Source organism: Agrobacterium sp. V1, from assembly GCF_030518355.1.
Classification (GTDB): domain Bacteria; phylum Pseudomonadota; class Alphaproteobacteria; order Rhizobiales; family Rhizobiaceae; genus Agrobacterium; species Agrobacterium cucumeris.
This window is the reverse complement of the sequence record NZ_JAULSF010000001.1, coordinates 2838427-2857011: the sequence shown is the minus strand read 5'-3', so window position 1 is coordinate 2857011 and position 18585 is coordinate 2838427. Positions and strand designations below refer to the sequence as shown.

Sequence of the window (18585 nt, the reverse complement as noted above, 5' to 3'; positions counted from 1 at the left end):
AATATTGAAAACCCCGCCGACGGAACCTTAGAATTCCCGGGACATTTTTGCGTCGACGGAATGCCGGTTACCACCACGAACGGCGAAGAACAGGAAGATAGCCGCCCATAGGATCGACTTTTCTGCACCAGCCAGACCTTCCGCCTTTACGATGCCGTGAAAATAGACCGTTACCAACAGGACGATCATGGCCGCAAAAGAGGCAGGCCGCGTGAAGAGGCCGATCGCCACCAGAATGCCGCCGAAAAACTCTGTGGCAGCAAGAAGCGGCGACCAGAACACGCCGGGATAAAAGCCAAGGCTTTCCACCATGCCGACCGCACCGAAAGGGTTGGCGATCTTGCCGAAACCATGGGTGACGAGAAGAACACCCGCCGCAACGCGCAGAATGGTCTCCACCAGATCATGCGTCGAGTTGTAAAGCGGTGCGACAGCGGGAACGAAAAGACGCTGACGGTTATTGTCGAACTGGGCCATAGGATCTCCACGTTTCAGCCTTCGATGGCTTATCTGTTCGCAAAGCTCCGTGATAAGAACAAGAACGCGCCGGGTAAAAACATGAGTGTTATAGTTGACATTATCGTGACCGGACTTTGAAGGAGACGTGACCATGACCGACACCAAGCCGCGCATAACCATCCGCTATTGCACGCAGTGCAACTGGTTGCTGCGCGCAGGCTGGATGGCGCAGGAGATCTTGCAAACCTTCGCTTCTGATATCGGCGAAGTCAGCCTCATCCCCTCGACCGGCGGTCTGTTCGAGATCACCGTGGACGACGCCACCATATGGGAACGCAAACGCGATGGCGGTTTTCCCGGCCCAAAAGAGCTCAAGCAGAGAATCCGCGATATCATTGATCCGGACCGCGACCTCGGCCATGTGGACAGAACGAAGCATGACGGGCTCGACACCTGACCCGGCGACATGTTTCAACAGCCACCAACCAAGTTTTTTCCCTTTAAAATCAATGATCGTCATAAAAGTTCAAAAAGTCTGTTGACACCGGGCGGCTGCCCTCGTACATCGCTCTCCGTCGCCCAGATGGCGGAATTGGTAGACGCGCCAGCTTCAGGTGCTGGTACTCGAAAGGGTGTGGAGGTTCGAGTCCTCTTCTGGGCACCATTCCTTTTTTGATCTTAGCCAGATCAATGACTTAGACGAAAAAACAGCAACATGTAGGCCTCCCGCGAAACGCAGGGGCGCATGTTGTGTTTTTTCGATCTGATCAAACTCCTGGTCCCGTTTCCCCCAAAAAACGATTGCCACCTGCGCGAACGCAACATTTGTCACGCCGACAAAATGCCCGCCGCTTCTTCATGCGAAATCATTATATGTGAAAGCCTCGTCTGGCCTCGCCGAGCTTACGGCTGAGAGTCTTTGTCGCCACTGTTTTGCGAATGTTGTTCGCAATTCGGCGTGCAGGATAGCACGGTTCGTTCCGTCTGGCGGAAAACGCGAACTGTATTGCCTTCATCGATGGAGACGAGAATGCGCTCATCGACGATCGGATTGCCATCGGCATCAAGAAGCACGAGATTTGTCGTACCGAAGCTGCGGCCGGTCAGCACAATGGTCGTGGCATCGGCGACCGTGGCATCGGCAACTTTCGAATTACCAACAATAACCTTGCTGACAGGACGATCGAGACGGAGAACACGGGCGTGGTTCATCGAAACGCGCAATATGTCTTCTTGGGCGAAAACAGATTGCGACGAGCCTCCCATAATGACGGACAAGCCGACCACAATTTTCGCCAGTTTTCCGGATGACACGCGTTTGGCCCTTGTTCATTACCCGCACTTTACTGCGTCGCAGAATGCGCGGTTTTAGTGAATGAAGCGTTAAATGGCGAAAATGCATGATGCAGGCAGTAACCATGCGCAGCTGAAGTCTTTTTCCGCCTCCACCGGCTCGCATCAAAATTGAACATATATGTCCCATCGAGGGAGTCGCTTTCCAAAAATGGGAAATCCCTTGCGCCGGAATATATTTGTTTATCAGCAAATATAAAAATACGCGCAATACTTTTTATCTTTGTTTACCAAGAGAAACTCATCATGCCATTTACTTTGGATTAAGGATTTTTTTTAAGTGGTTGGAAATCGCTCGGCTGTAGTTTGAACGCAACCGAACAACGGAAAACAGTTGTCGGCGTGCTGAACCAAACAAGAGTTAGGAGATACTCATGACCAAGATTTTCGCTCGTTTCCTCAAGGACGAATCCGGCGCCACGGCAATTGAATACGGCCTGATCGCCGCGCTTATTTCCGTTGCAATCATCGGCGGTGCCACGACCGTCGGCAGCCAAATCGGCACACTTTTCGACAACATTGGATCGAAGATGACAGAGGCCGCGACGAAGTCGGGCGAATAGTCCCTTTACTTCCTTGGGTGGCCGCTCCGGAAAGGCGCGGCCATCTTAATATTTTTGATTCCGCCTTTCATTGCTCGCCACTCACACACGGAATCCTTTGTGGAATTGATCCAATGGTCGTAGCAGCAATTTTTCTGACTTTGCCTTTGTGCCTGGCTTTTGCTGCGCTGAACGATTTATTCAGCATGACCATACCCAATAGAATACCGCTTATCTTGCTAGTTTGCTTCCTCGTTGTTGCACCATTTACCGGCATGGAATGGCAGACTTTCGCAATGAGCATTGCAGCAGCGGCCGCCGTTTTTTTTGCTTGTTTTGCGCTCTTTGCCGCCAATGTGATGGGTGGGGGGGACGCCAAGCTGTTGACCGCGGCTACGGTCTGGTATGGATTCAATTCTTCGCTCATCGAATTCTTGCTTGGAGTCTCCGTCATTGGCGGCTTGTTGACAATCGGCATCCTGCTTTTGCGGTCGCGATCGCAGCAAATCATGGCGATTGGCATTCCCATTCCGGACTCCCTGATAGTGGCAAAAAAAATCCCTTATGGCATCGGAATCGCCATTGCCGGCCTTTTGACTTACGGTGACGCGCCTCTTGTAAAAGCCGCCATCGCCAGTCTTTCCTGAACAACAGCGCTGACGGATTAAAGTACGGTTAACCACAAATCCAAGCATAATATTAACCATAATTATACCAATCACACGCCATCCTGAGGGGAGAACAACCTGATTCCCTCAAGGATCGAGCATGAAACCGTCGCGTATCGTTATTCTATCCGTTGCCCTGGTCGCTGCCGGTCTTGCCGGTCTCGTCGCCATGCAGATTTCCGGCGCAAAGCAGGTCATCGAAAAAGCGGAAACGATCATCCAGAAGGAGCCGACGGTCAATGTTCTCGTTTCCTCGGTCAACTTGCCTGTCGGTAGCCGCCTGAACGATAGTTCGATGCGCTGGACACCGTGGCCACAGGGCAATGTCGTCGACAACTTCATAACCGAAACCAAAAATCCGAACGCGATCACCGAACTCACCGGTGCCGTCGTGCGGTTGCCCCTGTTCGAGGGCGAACCGGTGCGGCCGGAAAAGGTCGTCGATTCCAGTACCCGCATCATGTCTTCACTTCTGCCGGCGGGCAAACGCGCCGTCGCTACGGAAATTTCCGTCTCCACCGGCGCCGGCGGTTTCGTGCTGCCGAATGACCGGGTGGATGTCATCATGGTTCGCAAGGGCGATAACGGCAATTTCCTGACCGAGAACGTTTTGAACAATGTCCGCGTTCTCGCAATCGACCAGCAGATCAAGGAAGGCGAGGACGGCATCTCCGCCGTCGTCGGTGCGACTGCAACTCTGGAGCTGACGCCAGAACAGGCAAAAATCATAACGGTGGCGCAGCAGATGGCGGATCGGCTCACTCTTGCGTTGCGCTCGATCGCCGACGCGCAGGAAAACGATACGCTTTCAGCAGGCTACCTTCTCAACGGCGGCTCCGGTCAACCGGAAATACAGGTGATCAAGTCCGGGTCGATCGTCAAAGGCAGTCAAGGAGCATCACAATGACCGGGGAGTTCATGGCAAAGCGCGTTAAAAGACACCTGCGTTCATCGATGCTGGGCGGACTTGCATTCTGCGTGGCTTTTTCAGGCATTCCAGGCTCGCATTCGCCTGAATTTCTGCGCCTTGGCGAAGCCGCGGCACAAAGCGCAAGTATCGTTCGGATTACCGAGAGCGGATCAGGCATCCGCAAACGGCTGAAGCTAGGTCTCAACAAGGCATTGGTGATTGATCTGCCTGAGGATGCGCACGACATTCTCGTTGCGGATCCAAGCCTTGCCGATGCCGTGACACGCACTTCTCGGCGTATTTATCTCTTCGGCAAGACGGTGGGACAGACCAATATTTTTATTTTCGGTCAGGGCGGTCGCGAAATCGTCAGTCTCGATCTTGAAGTGGAGCGCGACATCTCCGGCCTCGAGGCCAATATCCGACGCTTTATTCCCGAGTCGGATATCAAGGTGGAAATCGTTTCGGACAACATCGTTCTCACCGGCTCTGTGCGCACGCCGCAGGATTCTGCGCGTGCCGTGCAGCTCGCCGACGCGTTTCTAAAGGGCGGGGAAGCCACCACGCGCAATATATCACTCACCGGCGGTGACAATGGCGGCGATGCAGCGATTTTTGCGGAAAGACGCCAAGTATCGCAAATCGTCAACATGTTGACGATCGAGGGCGAGGATCAGGTAACACTGAAGGTGACTGTCGCCGAAGTCAGCCGGCAGGTGCTGAAACAGCTCGGCTTCAACGGCTCCATTGGCAGCTCGACAAGCAATAACGGCTTTTCGTTCTCCAATCCGTCCAATCTTGGAAATGCAATCAGCACTGCCTCGCGAATAGCCAGCGGTTCAATCGGTTCCGGCTCGATGAACTTTGCCAGCTACCTCAATGCCATGGAGCAGGCTGGCGTCGTGCGCACCCTTGCGGAGCCTAGTCTCACCGCCATCTCCGGTGAACAGGCCAAGTTCTATGTGGGTGGAGATTTCCGTCTGGCCGCAGAGCAAGAAGTATCCGTTGACAAGGAAACCGGCCAGCAGACCATAACACGTAAAACAGATACGGTTGACTACGGCATCACGTTGAACTTCAAGCCCGTTGTACTTTCGCCAGGGCGTATCAGCCTTAAGATCGAGACCAATGTTTCCGAGCCGACATATGAAGGCAACGTGGTAACGGGAAATTCGGGCGGCAACATTCCCGGCTCGACCTATATGTCAGTCCGCAAGCGCGAAACGTCCACAACCGTCGAGCTTCCGTCCGGCGGATCGATCGTGATCGCGGGTCTTGTTCAGGACAATGTCCGTCAGGCCATGTCCGGACTTCCGGGCATGTCGAAAATCCCGATTTTCGGCACGCTTTTCCGCAGCAAGGACTTTATCCGCAACGAGACGGAGCTGGTCATCATCGCCACGCCCTATCTGGTGCGGCCTGTTGCGCGCAACCAGATCGCCCGCCCGGATGACAACTTCAACCCGGAAAACGATGCCGCCATGTATTTCATGAACCGCGTCAACAAGGTCTATGGCCGGAAAGACCAGGTTCAGGCAGCGCCCTATCAGGGATCAGTGGGGTTCATCTACAAATGACGACACGCGCACGAAATCTCCTCTTCAGAGCAAGCCCGATAAGGGCAGGGAACGTCATGCCGGAAATAACCTCTTCTTCTTCCCTCAGACGGGCCGGTCTCGTCTCCATGGTTGCGCTCGTCGCTGGCCTGCTGCAAGGCTGCGCACGCGATCCGCTAACAACCAATGCCATTCCCGATGATTATCGCACACGTCATCCGATCACCCTTTCGGAAGCGGAGCACTCGCTGGATATTCCGGTTTCAGCGGGCGACAGCCGCTTGACCACCGCAGTGGCGGATAACGTTCGTGGTTTCGCCCAGAATTACGCATCCATGTCGACCGGCATCATCAATATTCAGACGCCGTCGGGATCAGCCAATTCGGCAGCGGCCTCCAGAATGGCAAAGCAGATCCGTTCAACGCTTTCCGGCGCTGGCGTCCCTTCGGGCAAAATCATGGAAACACGTTATGCGGCATCCCCAAATGGCGATGCCGCCCCCATCCGCCTGAGTTATGTCGCTGTTACCGCCATGACCGGGCAATGCGGCCAGTGGCCCGAAGACCTTTCGGACAATACCTTCGCCAACAAGAACTGGTACAATTTCGGATGCGCTTCGCAGAGCAATCTCGCCGCACAGGTTGCCAATCCAATGGATCTGGTCGGCCCGCGGGGCATGAGTCCGATCGATGCCGAGCGTCGCGCCGTGGTCATAGACTCCTATCGCGGCAAGAGCACGACGGCTGCGACGGACTGATGTGGTTCCACCATTTGTTACGGCAGGATAGACGATGAGCGCTGTAGAATACGATATCAAATCAAGCGGCGGCATAGACGCCGCGCCCGTCCGCGCCGGGGACATGGATCGTCTGCGGCCCCTGCCCCGCATTTCCGTCCATGCCTTCTCTGTCAGCGACAATATGCAGGGCGTCATGGACGCATTGTCCGGCGACAGACGCATGAGCAAGGTGACCCTTCGGGTGACCAAGGGGGACATCAACGCGGCAGCCACGATGTTCTCCGCTTCGCCCACGCCCAATCTCATCATTCTGGAGACGGCAAGCGCACCCGCTTCCCTGCTGGATGATCTCGCTCCGCTGGCGGAGGTTTGCGACCCCACCACCCGTGTCATCATCATCGGCCGACACAATGACATAACGCTTTATCGCGATCTCATCCGTAACGGCATTTCCGAATATCTTGTCGCCCCGGTCAGCATGGCCGATCTGCTAGGCTCGATCGCGACGATCTTCGTCGATCCGGAGGCGGAACCGCTCGGCCGCAACATTGCCTTCATCGGCGCCAAAGGCGGAGTGGGCTCCTCGACGATCGCGCATAACTGCGCCTTCGGCATATCCACGCTGTTTTCCACCGAAACCATCCTGGCCGACATGGACCTTGCCTATGGCACGGCCAATATCGATTTTGATCAGGACCCTGCCCAAGGCATGGCGGAAGCCGTGTTTTCACCGGAACGGCTGGACGAGGTGTTTCTCGACCGTCTTTTGACGAAATGCTCCGACCATCTGTCACTTCTGGCGGCACCGTCACTTCTCGACAGGACCTATGATCTCGATCGTCAGGCTTTTCTCCCAATTCTCGAGGTTCTGCAGCGTAGCGCCCCTGTTGCGGTCCTCGATCTTCCCCACCAATGGTGCGACTGGACGCGGGCAGTCCTTGCGGAAGCCGATGAAGTGGTGATTACGGCGGTTCCCGATCTCGCAAATTTGCGTAATACGAAGAACCTGTTCGATGCGCTGATAAAACTGCGACCGAATGACAAGTTACCGCACCTCATTCTCAATCAGGTGGGCATGCCGAAACGTCCGGAAATCGCGCCGGCGGACTTTCTCGAGCCATTGGAAATCGAGCCGATTGCGATCATTCCGTTCGATACCCTGCTGTTTGGAAATGCCGCCAACAGTGGTCGCATGATCAGCGAGATGGATGAAAAATCCCAGATCGCGGAAACTTTCTCACAGATCGCCCATACGATTACCGGCCGTACCGTGCTGCGCAAAAGCAAACGCGGCGGCCTGGACAAACTCAAGAATATTCTCAAGCGCAAATAGGCTTCGCCTGTGCGTCCTTAGACGGAAACGCCGATGTTCGGAAAACGCGGGTCTGACGGCCCATCCAGAAACACAAAGCCGGATTTGGCCGCAGCTGTCCCCATGCAGGCGGCGGTGGCAGCCGAGCCTCGGCCTCTTACGATCGACACGCTTGAACCCGGCCAGTCGCCCGCGACGCGCCAGGCGCAGGCAACATCGCAGTCGCCGCAGAAAAAACGCGCGCGCACGGAAGATTATTACAACACCAAGAGCCAGGTTTTCTCTGCGCTCATCGATACGATCGACCTTTCGCAGCTTGCCAAGCTCGACGCGGAGAGCGCGCGCGAGGAAATTCGCGATATCGTCAACGATATCATCACGATCAAGAACTTCGCCATGTCGATTGCCGAGCAGGAAGAACTGCTCGAAGACATCTGCAATGACGTTCTCGGTTACGGCCCGCTGGAGCCGCTTCTCGCCCGCGACGATATTGCCGATATCATGGTCAACGGATCCGGCCAGACCTTCATCGAAGTTGGCGGCAAGACCATTGAATCCGACATCCGCTTTCGTGACAACGGCCAGTTGCTGTCCATCTGCCAGCGTATCGTCAGCCAGGTCGGCCGGCGTGTGGATGAATCGAGCCCGATATGCGACGCCCGCCTGCCGGACGGATCACGCGTCAACGTCATCGCGCCGCCGCTTGCCATTGACGGACCGGCGCTGACAATCCGAAAATTCAAGAAGGACAAGCTGACACTCGATCAGCTGGTACGTTTCGGCGCAATCACGCCCGAAGGCGCGACCTTGCTCAAGATCATCGGGCGCGTACGCTGCAATATTGTCATTTCGGGCGGTACTGGCTCCGGCAAGACCACGCTGCTCAACTGCCTGACCAGTTTCATTGACAGGGACGAACGTGTCATCACCTGTGAGGACACGGCCGAACTGCAACTGCAGCAGCCACATGTGGTGAGGCTGGAAACACGCCCGCCAAACATCGAAGGTGAAGGCGAGATCACCATGCGCGATCTGGTCAAGAACTGCCTTCGTATGCGTCCAGAACGTATCATCGTCGGCGAAGTGCGTGGACCGGAAGTTTTCGACCTGCTTCAGGCCATGAACACCGGTCACGACGGCTCGATGGGGACGCTGCACGCCAACACGCCGCGTGAATGCCTTAGCCGTATCGAATCCATGATTGCCATGGGTGGCTTTACCCTGCCGGCCAAGACCGTGCGCGAAATTATCTCCGGATCAATCGATATCGTCGTTCAGGCGGCGCGCCTGCGCGACGGCTCCCGCCGGATAACGCAGATTACCGAAGTCATCGGCATGGAAGGCGACGTCATCGTTACCCAGGATTTGATGCGGTACGAGATTGAAGGCGAAGATGCGAATGGCAAGCTGATCGGCAGACATGTGTCGACCGGCATCAGCAAACCGCATTTCTGGGATCGCGCACGTTATTATGGCGAAGAGAAACGTCTGGCGGCCGCGCTCGACGAAATGGAAAAGACATCCTAAGGGAAGGCGACTGCCATGGACCCGACAATCCTGTTACTGGCCGTACTTGTCGCCATTTCGGCAGGAGCGCTGGCTTACGCCTTCCTTTTTCAGCAGATAGAGGTCGAAAAAAAGACCACCAGCCGTTTCAAGCGGGTGAAGGCTGCGGAAACGGACCACGCCAATATCAAAGCTGCGCGCGACCGGGTCCAGGAGCTCGGCAAACGCCGCAAATCCATGCAGGACAGCCTGCGGGAAATGGAAAAGAAACAAAATGAAAAGGCAAAAAGGACAAAGAATGTCAGTTTGCGCGACAAACTGGTTCAGGCTGGCCTGCGACTTTCGATCCGGCAGTTCCACCTGCTGAGCGCAGGCGGGGCTGTTGCCGCCGGTATCATAGCAATTCTTTATGGCCTGTCGCCGCTCATCGCTCTGCTTATAGGAGTGGTCGTTGGGTTGGGACTGCCACGGTGGGTATTGGCCTTTCTTCTCAAGCGGCGGCAGAAAAAATTCCTGGAGGAGTTTCCCAATTCGCTGGACGTCATGTGCCGGTCGATCAAGTCCGGGTTGCCGCTGAACGACGCCGTGCGATTGATCGCATCGGATGGCCAGGAGCCGGTGAAAACGGAATTTCAGCGGGTTGTCGATGCACAACAGGTCGGGATCAGCATTCCTCAGGCAATCGAGCGTATGATGCTGACCATGCCCCTGTTCGAGGTCAGTTTCTTCGGCACCGTCATTACCATTCAGGCACAGGCGGGCGGCAATCTTTCAGAAGCGCTGTCCAATCTTTCAAAAGTCCTGCGTGACCGCAAGAAGATGCGCGCCAAGGTGAATGCCCTCTCAATGGAGGCGAAAGCCTCGGCGGTCATCATTGGGGCACTGCCTTTCATCGTCATGACGCTGGTGCACTTCACGTCGCCCGATTACCTGTCTGTGCTTTTCACCGATTTGCGCGGGCACATCATTCTCGGAGCATCCGGCATCTGGATGCTGATTGGCATTTTCATCATGCGCCAAATGATCAATTTCGATATCTGAGGGCGGGGCCATGACAGGAAATCTCGTTTCCCGCCTGACGGATCCGCAGACGATCATTGCCATTCTGGTCACGCTTGCGGTTTTTGCCACCCTTTACACCCTCATCATGCCGTTCTTCGAGCGCAAGGACTTCGCCAAGCGCATGAAAGCGGTGTCGACGGAACGCGATGTTATCCGCAGCCGCGAACGCGAGCGGCTCGCAACGACCTCCAGAGATGGAAAGACCTCGTTGCGTGGTAGCAACAACAAGTCCGCGCGCCGCATCGTCGAAAGGTTCAATCTTCAGGAAGCACTTGCCGACGCAAATACGATGAACAAGCTGCGTGCAGCGGGTTTTCGTTCACAGAATGCGCTCAACACATTTCTCGCCGCGCGATTCGTCCTACCATTCGCCTTTCTTGCCATCGCTTTTACCTGGGTTTTCGTCTTGGGAAACCTCGCCGACAAGGCCTTTGTCGTCAGGCTGATGGCTGTCCTGCTTTTCGGTTATATCGGCTTTTACGCGCCGAATATCTACGTTTCCAACGCCATGACAAAGCGACAGGGGTCGATCAAGCGTGCGTGGCCGGATGCGCTGGATCTGATGCTGATCTGTATAGAATCCGGTGTCTCGATGGAAGCCGCGATGCGCCGTGTGGCAGAAGAAATGGGCGAGCAATCCCCTGAACTGGCGGAAGAAATGATGCTGACGACAGCCGAGCTCTCCTTCCTTCAGGACAGGCGCATTGCCCTGGAGAATTTCGGTATGCGAACCCAACTGGATGGTGTCAAAAGCGTGGTGCAGGCGCTTATCCAGGCGGAGCGCTATGGCACGCCGCTGGCTCAGGCGCTACGCGTGCTGGCGCAGGAAGGCCGTGACGAGCGCATGAACGAGGCCGAAAAGAAAGCCGCCGCGCTGCCACCGAAACTGACCGTGCCGATGATCATATTCTTCCTGCCGGTGCTCATCGCCGTCATCCTCGGGCCGGCCATCATCCGGGTTATGGACACGTTCAAATAAAAAACCGCCGGCATTTTGCGCGGCGGTATATTCCGATCCCGGCTGGCAAGATCGCCGGCCACTTATGCCGGCGGCTGCACCTAAAAGCCTTATCAGCCTGCAGGCTTTGCGTCTTTTTTCGCCAGCTGCTGCCAGGAATTCTGCTGCGAGAGCATCGCGCGCAGATAGGTGAGATTTGCCTGCGCCTGCTGCGCCGAAAGCTCCTGAACCGCGATGCGCTCGGCTTCGGCGAAACGTCCCTGAAGACCCACAACAAGCGCAAGGTTCTGGCGAACGCGGCTATCCGCGCCGGGCTGCGAAATGGCGGACTGCAAATATGTTTCGGCGGTGCGGGGATCGCTCGACAGGACATAGGACATGCCAAGGTTCGAAAGCACGCTTGGATCGTTCGGCTTGAGGTCGAGCGCCTGCCGGTACCGCGAGCGCGCCTCGTTCGAGCGGCCCAGCTGGTCGAGCACAGCGCCTTCGGCGGAATAAAGCCGCCAGTCGGGACGGTCGGGGGTCTGCGCCCGCTGTATGGTCGAAAGCGCCTGCTCCAGCTGGCCGGCCGCCGCCTGCGCCTTGCCATAGGCCGCAAGCACATCGCGATCCGCCGGATTGGCGATGGCAATCTGCTGCATGACGGCGAGCGCCTGGGTATTCTTGCCCGTCATCATCAGAACGCTGGCATAGCTCATGCCCACCGACTTGTCCTTTGGGCTGCGCTCATAGGCTTTGCCGGCGGTCGCTTCCGCCTGCCGCAGCTGATCCATGTTCATCGTGTCATAGGAACGTGTGGCGGCGGGAATGGAACCGGTGGACATGCGATCCGGCTTGTTGGTGCTCGCGCATCCGGAAACGGCTAGAACCAGCGCTAACAGGCACGTTCCGCGCAGCAATCCGGTCCGGCCTGTTTTGGCCAAAGAAAAAGCAGTCATGGCAGCGCCCCCGCCCAAAAATGATCGATCTTGCGCCCGACATACGACAGACTCACATGACGCAACTTTCACTAAAGCAATAATCTGTTAACCCTAACAGAGCGTTAATCGCACCGATTCACGACACTGGAGCGCCGCGTCCGAGAGGATGCAAAAGGCCGCTCCGGCACTTTGAAACTACGCATCGTTCCTGTCGAAAATCATTCCGATTTTCGGGCCGATGCACCAACGGAAGCATACAATGGCGCCCTATCAGTTCATCGAACGCCCCACCCCTTTCAGCTCGAAGGCCGGCAGCACCTTACCGGTTTTTGCCGTCACGCCAGCCCATATCGAACAGGGCGCCATCGATCCTGTCGCTCTGGACTGGGCGAAAAAGGCCGGGTTCAAGGCAGAAGCAGGCGCCATCCTGCTCGTGCCTTCCGCCGACGGTTCGCTGGGTGGCGCGCTTCTCGGGCTTGGCGGCAATCCCTCCGAAATTCCCTTCATAACCGGGAAACTCGCCCGTGAACTGCCGGAAGGCGAGTGGCACATCGAAACGGCGCCCCTGACCGCCAACCGCCTGGCGCTCGGCTTCGGCCTCGGCAGCTATCGCTTCGACAAATACAGAACCACCAAGACCAACGGGGCAAAACTTCTCATTCCGCAGGATGCGGAAGACGGCGACATCAAGCGCATTCTGGCCGGCGTTTTCCTTGCCCGCGATCTCATCAATATACCGGCCAATGACATGGGACCGGACGAGCTTGAAATCGCCTTCCGTGCTCTTGCCGCTCACTATAAGGCAAAGGTCAGCGTCACCACCGGCGACGATCTGTTGAAGGAAAACTTCCCGCTGATCCACGCCGTTGGCCGCGCCAGCGAAAGTGCCCCGCGCCTCCTTGAGATGAACTGGGGCAAGAAGGGCAATCCGCGTCTCACCCTCGTCGGCAAGGGCGTCTGCTTTGATACCGGCGGTCTCGATATCAAACCCGCTGCCTCCATGGCTTTGATGAAGAAGGATATGGGCGGAGCGGCCAATGTTCTTGGCCTTGCACTGATGATCATGGACGCGAAGCTGCCGGTCGACCTTCGCGTGCTTGTACCAGCCGTCGAAAATTCCATCTCTTCCAATGCCTTCCGCCCCGGCGACATCTACAAAAGCCGCAAGGGCCTGACGGTGCAGATCGACAATACTGACGCGGAGGGACGTCTCGTTCTGGCGGATGCGCTCGCCTATGCCGATGAGGATGCGCCCGACCTGATGATCGACATGGCGACGCTGACGGGTGCCGCCCGCGTTGCCCTCGGCCCGGATCTGCCGCCTTTTTATACCGATGACGAAGATCTGGCCCATGACATCTCGGAAGCCAGCATCGATATAGACGACCCGCTGTGGCGGATGCCGCTCTATATGGGATATGACAAGGATATCCGCTCGCGCGCAGCCGATATCACCAACGCCCCGTCAGGCGGCATGGCCGGCTCGATCACCGCAGCCCTGTTTCTCAAGCGTTTCGTGACCAACACCAAGCGCTGGGCGCATTTCGACATTTACGGCTGGTCGCTGAGCGAGAGGCATCACTCGTCGATTGGCGGCGAGGCGCAGGGTATCCGGGCGCTCTTCCATTACATCGCACATCAATTCGCGAAGTAATCACTTCCACGGGCGCTTCGTTAACAGGAGCGCCCGGTCTTTCTCAAACCAGAACCTTCTGTTCCTTGTGGTCTTCCTCGCCGAAGAACTTCAGGTAGCGCTCCACTTCGGCCGGCTCGCCCGTCGCCTTTTGCGGATTGTCCGAAAGCTTGACCGCCGGCCGGCCATTGGCATCGCTGACCTTGCAGACGATCGAGATCGGCTTGAGGCTGGCGATGGTCTTCGGCGCGCAGCCGGCAAAGTCGTTGGTCAGATTGGTGCCCCAGCCGAAGCTCATGCGAACCCGGCCTTCGAAATGCCGGTAGGTGTCGATGATCGCGTTGACATCGAGGCCATCGGAAAAGATCAGCATTTTTTTACGCGGGTCGCGGCCCATCTTCTGCCACCACTCGATGATCTTTTCGCCGCCTTCGATCGGCGGCGCGCTGTCTGGACGAAAGCCAGTCCAGTCCGCCACCCATTCCGGCGCGTTGCGCAGAAACGCTGCCGTGCCGAAGGCATCAGGCAGCACGATCAGCAGGTTACCGCCATAAAGCCGGTTCCAGTCTTTCAGAACCTGATAGGGGGCAGCAGCCAGTTCCTCGTTCGTCTGCGCGAGTGCTGCAACGACCATCGGCAATTCATGCGCGTTGGTACCCACGGCTTCGAGATCGGAATCCATGGCGAGCAGAACATTGCTCGTGCCCGTGAAAGCCGGTCCAATGCCTTCCTTCAGCGCCTCGACGCACCAGCGTTGCCACAGGAAGCTGTGGCGGCGGCGCGTGCCGAAATCGGAAATGCGCAGGCCCGGCAGTTCCCGCAGCCGTTCGACCTTTTCCCACATCTTGGCCTTCGCCCGGGCATAAAGGACATCCAGCGTGAAATAACCGAGCGAGCGCATGGCGCTGCGCGAGCGCAACTCGTTGATGATCGCCAGCGCCGGAATCTCCCAGAGCGTCGTATCCATCCAACGGCCATGGAAGTTCAGTTCATACTGCCCGTCACGCTTGAAAAGCTCATATTCCGGCAATTGATAACTCGAAAGCCAGGAGAGGAACTCGGGCTCGAAAATCTGCGAGCGACCGTAAAAGGAGTTACCCGCGAGCCAGATGTTCTCCTTCTTGGAGAGACGCAGGGTGCGCGCGTGATCGAGCTGCTCGCGCAGTTCCATCTCGTCAATCTCTTCGGCCAGCCGCACCGTCTTGGTACGGTTGATCAGGGAAAATGTCGCGTCGACTTCCGGATAGAGCTTCCAGATCATCTGCAACATCAAGAGCTTGTAAAAATCCGTATCGATCAGGCTGCGAACGATTGGATCGAGCTTCCAGGTGTGATTGTGGACACGGGTCGCTATATCGGTCTTCGTCATGCTCGCATTCCCCAACATCGGCCGAGACCCGACGTCACCCCGCACCTCGGCAGGTCTCAACCTGTCATGGCAAAGACTTATCTGAAAAAGCGACAACAAGTCCAGAGCACCGACAGCAGAGGGCCTTAGTTTTGCGCACGCATCGGATTTTTCGAAAAGCATACCGCACCTTTCGGGCAGAGGCACTCAATGCCTTTGCCTCAGAAGGTCGGGTCGACGGGGTTGATGCCGGGATACCAGTCCTTCGAGACCGGATTTCTGCCGCCGAAGCTGGAAATACCATTTTCATCCGTGCAGCGATAACCCTGAACGGGAAGTCCCCGGCTACCAAAAACATTGCGGTAGGCGCCTCTGGAATATCCAGTTCTTCCCAGTTCGCTGTGGCATGTATAACGCACCTTGGGCTGCAGCGTGCGCGGATCCTTGACCCCGGGCAGGTTCGCATAGGCATCGGGTGCGGGGGCAAAGCCATTCTGGAAAACGGTCTGCGCCTGAGCCGAGGCGCTCAATAGAACCGCCGTCAGGAATGCTGCCAATTTTGTCGTGGTTTTTGTCTTCATCGATGCCGGTCCCGTACCATCCTTCCTCAGATGTAGGCCGTTGACGACCGTCCTACAAAGGGTGGGGCGGGCACGATTTCGTGAAAACGGCTTTCTCAGCCCTCCAGACGACGAAAAGCCGTCGGCTTTTCATAAAGCCAGCCGATACGCTCGATGGCCGCATCGAGATTTTCGCGAGCGACATTCATCGTATGCCCATTGGCGTGAAGCAGCGTTTCCTCGTTTTCCATGAGGCCGACATGACCCTTCCAGAAAACAAGGTCACCGCGGCGCAATTCGTCGCGCTCTATTTCCACGCCGAGCGACTTTACCTGCATATCGGTATCACGCAGAACCCGCCGGCCCGCCATTGCCATGGAAAGCTGCACGAGGCCGGAACAATCGATGCCATGGCCGGAGCGTCCGCCCCACAGATAGGGCGTCTCGATAAAGCGCAGTGCTATCGCCACATAGTCCTCTTCGAGAGCATCACCGACTGCCCGGCAATGGGCGGCGATGATGCCCTCGCCTTTTTCAGTCATGAGATAGCGGGTGCCGCGCGTCTCCGCGTCACCGACGATGCGAACAAGGCTGCCCATGGAAAGCGCCGCGACCGGCGGCTTGCGCAGTTCAGCGGCAGGATAGAGGAAGGTGCGCGGCGCCACGACACGATGGGTGGCGGCAACGACATCGCCGATAGCGGTTTCCGGCACGTAACCCGCGTAACCATCGGCATCCGCCTGTACCCATGCCCAGCCGTTCGCTCTGTCGAAAACACGAACAGTTTCGCCAAACAAAAGCTCCGTATCGATACCGGAGGCTAAGTCTGGCGTCGGTCGCAGGCCAATGACGGGAACGGCGACTTGCGCGGGAGAACCACTGACGAAACGGTCGGCCTGCACCACACCTTGCAGTTTTTCATCGGCGAGGTCAGAGCGGAAGACATTCAGGCGGCGGTCGAGCATCATGGGTTTCACGTCCAGAGTTAGATCTTACGCGCCTGATCAATAATCAGATCGCCGAATTTTTCCAGATAGAGCGCACCTGTGACGGTGCGTTTTATCACAACATTGCGCCTGTCCCGTTCATCCCGCACCCTGTCGACCAGCCCAAGCGCCCCGAGACTGTCGAGTGCGCGGGTGATGACCGGCTTGGTCACGCCGAGCATTGCGGCGAGACCACGAACGGTGTGCGGCGGCGGCACGAGATAAATCTGCAGCAGGATGGCGGTCTGGCGCAAGGTCAAATCCGGCGCGTCGGCAACGACCTGCTCGATCGCGACGCGATGCCAGAGCCCCAAGGCTTCCGTGGGCGAAAGTTCTGCAGGCACGCCGATAAACCTTCCAGTCGTTATCGTGCCTTTTTCAGGCAACGAAAGGCAAAACTCAAGAACCATGGCGCACAAACAAAACCGCCGCGCTGTTGCAGACCGGATAGATCGAACAGCGCGGCGGTGTTTCTGGACCCGTTTTCCGGGCTTCCAACGTCCCCTCTGGACTTAAAACAAGAGAAGCAGGAAGCGTGCCAACTTTATTGCAGCGCACAAATATGAGAAAAAACAACCATTTGTCGTGCGATCCTGGCGCCGTGGCCAGATTTTCTGCAAACGCAGATGAGCAATAAAAATAAGCAGACAGAAATTCAGTGCTTAAAAACTGCCTTCCGCCGCAGAGGCGGAAGGCAAGGATCGTTGTGGATCAGATTTCCGCGTTGCTCAGATTTCTGCACCGCGGGCCGTATCAGCGGCATTGGCGCCTTGCTGCCGGTTATGCCGGATCGACGACCAGAGCGAAATACCGATCAGGGTCGCACCGCCAAGACCGGTGATGACCTCAGGTATATGGAACATGGTCTGCACATACATGATGACCGACAGGATAAGGATCGCGTAAAAAGCGCCGTGTTCCAGATAGCGGTATTCGGCAAGCGTTCCCTTCTCAACCAGCATGATCGTCATCGAGCGCACATACATGGCGCCGATGCCAAGGCCGATGGCGATGATGAAGAGGTTCTGGGTCAGTGCGAAAGCACCGATCACGCCGTCGAAGGAGAAGCTGGCATCCAGCACTTCGAGGTAAAGAAACGCACCGAAGCCGCCTTTGGCCGCGCCTTCCAGCATTTCCTGGCTGCGGTCGAGAATACCGCCGACGACTTCCACCAGCAGGAAGGTCAAAAGACCCCAGATCGCCGAATGGAAGAAGGTGTTGGCAGCGACCGGGCCGAGTTCCGGGTTGTCACTGGCACCGATGATACGGGAAAACACCAGCATGACGACCAGCACGAAGGCGATCTCGATGCCCTTGACGGAGGAGTAGGTCGCAGCCTTTTCCTCGATCCAGCGCACCCAGTGAACGTCCTTTTCATGGTCGAAGAAGAAATTGAGACCGACCATCATCAGGAAGGTGCCGCCAAAAGCCGCAATCGGCAGATGGGCGTCACGCATGATTTCCGAATAACGTTCCGGCTGCGTTGCCGCCATGACGATCGCCGTCCAGGGGCCGACATTGGCGGCAACGACGACGATGAGCAGCGGAAAGACGATACGCATGCCGAAAACGGCAATCAGGATACCCCAGGTCAGGAAGCGGTGCTGCCAGACCGGCGTCATATCCTTGAGCTTGTTGGCGTTGACGATGGCGTTGTCGAAGGAGAGCGAGATTTCCAGCACCGCAAGAACGACGCAGATAAAGAAGATCGTCGCCGTGCCGCCCACCGTTCCGGTCATTTCCCAGCCGAGATAACCGCCGAGGATCAGACCGACGATGGTGACGATAAATGCCCACTTGAAGTAGGAAAGCGTGGTTTTCTGGGCGGGGCTCATGTCCGGTCGCCTCCGATAACGAGGACGTTCACGGACCGACGCGGAGCGTCAGGCCGCACGCAGAAAGCACGCGCGCGAAGCACATTCAGGTTTTTCATAGTTTTTAATCCGCCGGCCAATTTTTGCAGGCGGTACCGACATCGCGAGAGCGCCGTAAAACTCTCGCCAGAGGGGCCCGGCACCTTTGTTTCCTCTGCCCATGCGAGACATATGATCGCAGGGCCTTCTCTTACTCCC

The 18585-nt window shown here is 56.9% G+C and carries 19 protein-coding genes and 1 tRNA gene; 12 read left to right on the top strand and 8 right to left on the bottom strand.

Annotated features, from left to right (window positions below):
- Positions 1–27: 27 nt before the first annotated feature.
- Complete coding sequence (locus QSV77_RS13695) at positions 28–477, bottom strand: DoxX family protein (RefSeq protein WP_142840834.1); 450 nt, start codon at positions 475–477, stop codon at positions 28–30.
- A gap of 133 nt (positions 478–610) precedes the next feature.
- Between QSV77_RS13695 and QSV77_RS13690 the strand changes: the two genes are divergently transcribed.
- Together QSV77_RS13690 and QSV77_RS13685 are read left to right on the top strand one after the other, a co-directional pair.
- Positions 611–916 carry a SelT/SelW/SelH family protein gene (locus QSV77_RS13690; protein WP_142840833.1) on the top strand — a complete coding sequence of 102 codons (306 nt, stop codon included), beginning with the start codon at positions 611–613 and terminating at the stop codon, positions 914–916.
- A gap of 120 nt (positions 917–1036) precedes the next feature.
- Positions 1037–1123 (top strand) — tRNA-Leu (locus QSV77_RS13685).
- 239 nt (positions 1124–1362) lie between these two features.
- Here QSV77_RS13685 and QSV77_RS13680 read toward each other — a convergent pair.
- Positions 1363–1725, bottom strand: a complete 363-nt coding sequence (locus tag QSV77_RS13680) for a pilus assembly protein N-terminal domain-containing protein (protein ID WP_153515366.1) — start codon at positions 1723–1725, stop codon at positions 1363–1365.
- 461 nt (positions 1726–2186) lie between these two features.
- On the opposite strand from QSV77_RS13680, the gene QSV77_RS13675 reads away from it, so the two are divergent.
- From QSV77_RS13675 to QSV77_RS13635, 9 genes are all read left to right on the top strand, one after another.
- A complete protein-coding gene (locus tag QSV77_RS13675; RefSeq protein ID WP_302733802.1) occupies positions 2187–2375 on the top strand; it encodes a Flp family type IVb pilin in 189 nt (62 codons plus the stop codon).
- Between the two features lie 113 nt (positions 2376–2488).
- Entirely contained in the window at positions 2489–3001 is a 513-nt protein-coding gene (locus QSV77_RS13670; protein WP_302733801.1) for a prepilin peptidase, read from the top strand.
- 121 nt (positions 3002–3122) lie between these two features.
- The gene (gene cpaB / locus QSV77_RS13665; RefSeq protein ID WP_052820178.1) at positions 3123–3929 is read left to right on the top strand and encodes a Flp pilus assembly protein CpaB; all 807 of its coding nucleotides are present in this window, start codon (positions 3123–3125) and stop codon (positions 3927–3929) included.
- Positions 3926–5509 (top strand): type II and III secretion system protein family protein, encoded by a 1584-nt coding sequence (locus tag QSV77_RS13660; protein WP_302733799.1) that lies wholly within the window; start codon positions 3926–3928, stop codon positions 5507–5509. Before cpaB ends, QSV77_RS13660 begins: the two co-directional genes overlap by 4 nt.
- Positions 5510–5565: 56 nt before the next feature.
- On the top strand, positions 5566–6246 hold the full coding sequence (locus QSV77_RS13655) for a CpaD family pilus assembly protein (RefSeq protein ID WP_269700370.1): 681 nt from the start codon (positions 5566–5568) through the stop codon (positions 6244–6246).
- Positions 6247–6280: 34 nt separating this feature from the next.
- Positions 6281–7561, top strand: a complete 1281-nt coding sequence (locus tag QSV77_RS13650) for a CpaE family protein (protein WP_302733797.1) — start codon at positions 6281–6283, stop codon at positions 7559–7561.
- A 33-nt stretch (positions 7562–7594) separates the two neighbouring features.
- Positions 7595–9067: a CpaF family protein gene (locus QSV77_RS13645; RefSeq protein WP_271360534.1), complete on the top strand. Its 1473-nt coding sequence runs from the start codon at positions 7595–7597 to the stop codon at positions 9065–9067.
- 15 nt (positions 9068–9082) lie between these two features.
- Positions 9083–10087, top strand: a complete 1005-nt coding sequence (locus tag QSV77_RS13640) for a type II secretion system F family protein (RefSeq protein WP_142840826.1) — start codon at positions 9083–9085, stop codon at positions 10085–10087.
- Between the two features lie 10 nt (positions 10088–10097).
- Complete coding sequence (locus QSV77_RS13635; RefSeq protein WP_046799210.1) at positions 10098–11087, top strand: type II secretion system F family protein; 990 nt, start codon at positions 10098–10100, stop codon at positions 11085–11087.
- A gap of 92 nt (positions 11088–11179) precedes the next feature.
- Here QSV77_RS13635 and QSV77_RS13630 read toward each other — a convergent pair whose 3' ends face one another.
- Positions 11180–11890: a tetratricopeptide repeat protein gene (locus QSV77_RS13630; protein ID WP_368045856.1), complete on the bottom strand. Its 711-nt coding sequence runs from the start codon at positions 11888–11890 to the stop codon at positions 11180–11182.
- 355 nt (positions 11891–12245) lie between these two features.
- On the opposite strand from QSV77_RS13630, the gene QSV77_RS13625 reads away from it, so the two are divergent.
- Positions 12246–13640, top strand: coding sequence for a M17 family metallopeptidase (locus QSV77_RS13625; RefSeq protein WP_302733794.1), 1395 nt, complete (start codon positions 12246–12248; stop codon positions 13638–13640).
- A gap of 43 nt (positions 13641–13683) precedes the next feature.
- Here the strand turns inward: QSV77_RS13625 and pncB are convergent, their stop codons facing one another.
- From pncB to QSV77_RS13600, 5 genes are all read right to left on the bottom strand, one after another.
- Entirely contained in the window at positions 13684–14988 is a 1305-nt protein-coding gene (pncB, locus tag QSV77_RS13620; protein WP_046799208.1) for a nicotinate phosphoribosyltransferase, read from the bottom strand.
- A 200-nt stretch (positions 14989–15188) separates the two neighbouring features.
- Entirely contained in the window at positions 15189–15548 is a 360-nt protein-coding gene (locus QSV77_RS13615; RefSeq protein ID WP_302733793.1) for a hypothetical protein, read from the bottom strand.
- A gap of 95 nt (positions 15549–15643) precedes the next feature.
- Positions 15644–16495 (bottom strand): C40 family peptidase, encoded by an 852-nt coding sequence (locus QSV77_RS13610; RefSeq protein ID WP_302733791.1) that lies wholly within the window; start codon positions 16493–16495, stop codon positions 15644–15646.
- A gap of 17 nt (positions 16496–16512) precedes the next feature.
- Entirely contained in the window at positions 16513–16857 is a 345-nt protein-coding gene (locus tag QSV77_RS13605; RefSeq protein WP_302733790.1) for a helix-turn-helix domain-containing protein, read from the bottom strand.
- Between the two features lie 384 nt (positions 16858–17241).
- Entirely contained in the window at positions 17242–18348 is a 1107-nt protein-coding gene (locus QSV77_RS13600) for a DUF475 domain-containing protein (RefSeq protein WP_052820170.1), read from the bottom strand.
- Positions 18349–18585 lie beyond the last annotated feature (237 nt).

Coding starts and splice junctions, on each gene's coding strand:
- QSV77_RS13695 (WP_142840834.1), bottom strand. CDS start 477: ATGGCCCAGTTCGACAATAACCGTCAGCGTCTTTTCGTTCCCGCTGTC.
- QSV77_RS13690 (WP_142840833.1), top strand. CDS start 611: ATGACCGACACCAAGCCGCGCATAACCATCCGCTATTGCACGCAGTGC.
- QSV77_RS13680 (WP_153515366.1), bottom strand. CDS start 1,725: ATGGGAGGCTCGTCGCAATCTGTTTTCGCCCAAGAAGACATATTGCGC.
- QSV77_RS13675 (WP_302733802.1), top strand. CDS start 2,187: ATGACCAAGATTTTCGCTCGTTTCCTCAAGGACGAATCCGGCGCCACG.
- QSV77_RS13670 (WP_302733801.1), top strand. CDS start 2,489: ATGGTCGTAGCAGCAATTTTTCTGACTTTGCCTTTGTGCCTGGCTTTT.
- cpaB (WP_052820178.1), top strand. CDS start 3,123: ATGAAACCGTCGCGTATCGTTATTCTATCCGTTGCCCTGGTCGCTGCC.
- QSV77_RS13660 (WP_302733799.1), top strand. CDS start 3,926: ATGACCGGGGAGTTCATGGCAAAGCGCGTTAAAAGACACCTGCGTTCA.
- QSV77_RS13655 (WP_269700370.1), top strand. CDS start 5,566: ATGCCGGAAATAACCTCTTCTTCTTCCCTCAGACGGGCCGGTCTCGTC.
- QSV77_RS13650 (WP_302733797.1), top strand. CDS start 6,281: ATGAGCGCTGTAGAATACGATATCAAATCAAGCGGCGGCATAGACGCC.
- QSV77_RS13645 (WP_271360534.1), top strand. CDS start 7,595: ATGTTCGGAAAACGCGGGTCTGACGGCCCATCCAGAAACACAAAGCCG.
- QSV77_RS13640 (WP_142840826.1), top strand. CDS start 9,083: ATGGACCCGACAATCCTGTTACTGGCCGTACTTGTCGCCATTTCGGCA.
- QSV77_RS13635 (WP_046799210.1), top strand. CDS start 10,098: ATGACAGGAAATCTCGTTTCCCGCCTGACGGATCCGCAGACGATCATT.
- QSV77_RS13630 (WP_368045856.1), bottom strand. CDS start 11,890: ATGTCCACCGGTTCCATTCCCGCCGCCACACGTTCCTATGACACGATG.
- QSV77_RS13625 (WP_302733794.1), top strand. CDS start 12,246: ATGGCGCCCTATCAGTTCATCGAACGCCCCACCCCTTTCAGCTCGAAG.
- pncB (WP_046799208.1), bottom strand. CDS start 14,988: ATGACGAAGACCGATATAGCGACCCGTGTCCACAATCACACCTGGAAG.
- QSV77_RS13615 (WP_302733793.1), bottom strand. CDS start 15,548: ATGAAGACAAAAACCACGACAAAATTGGCAGCATTCCTGACGGCGGTT.
- QSV77_RS13610 (WP_302733791.1), bottom strand. CDS start 16,495: ATGATGCTCGACCGCCGCCTGAATGTCTTCCGCTCTGACCTCGCCGAT.
- QSV77_RS13600 (WP_052820170.1), bottom strand. CDS start 18,348: ATGAGCCCCGCCCAGAAAACCACGCTTTCCTACTTCAAGTGGGCATTT.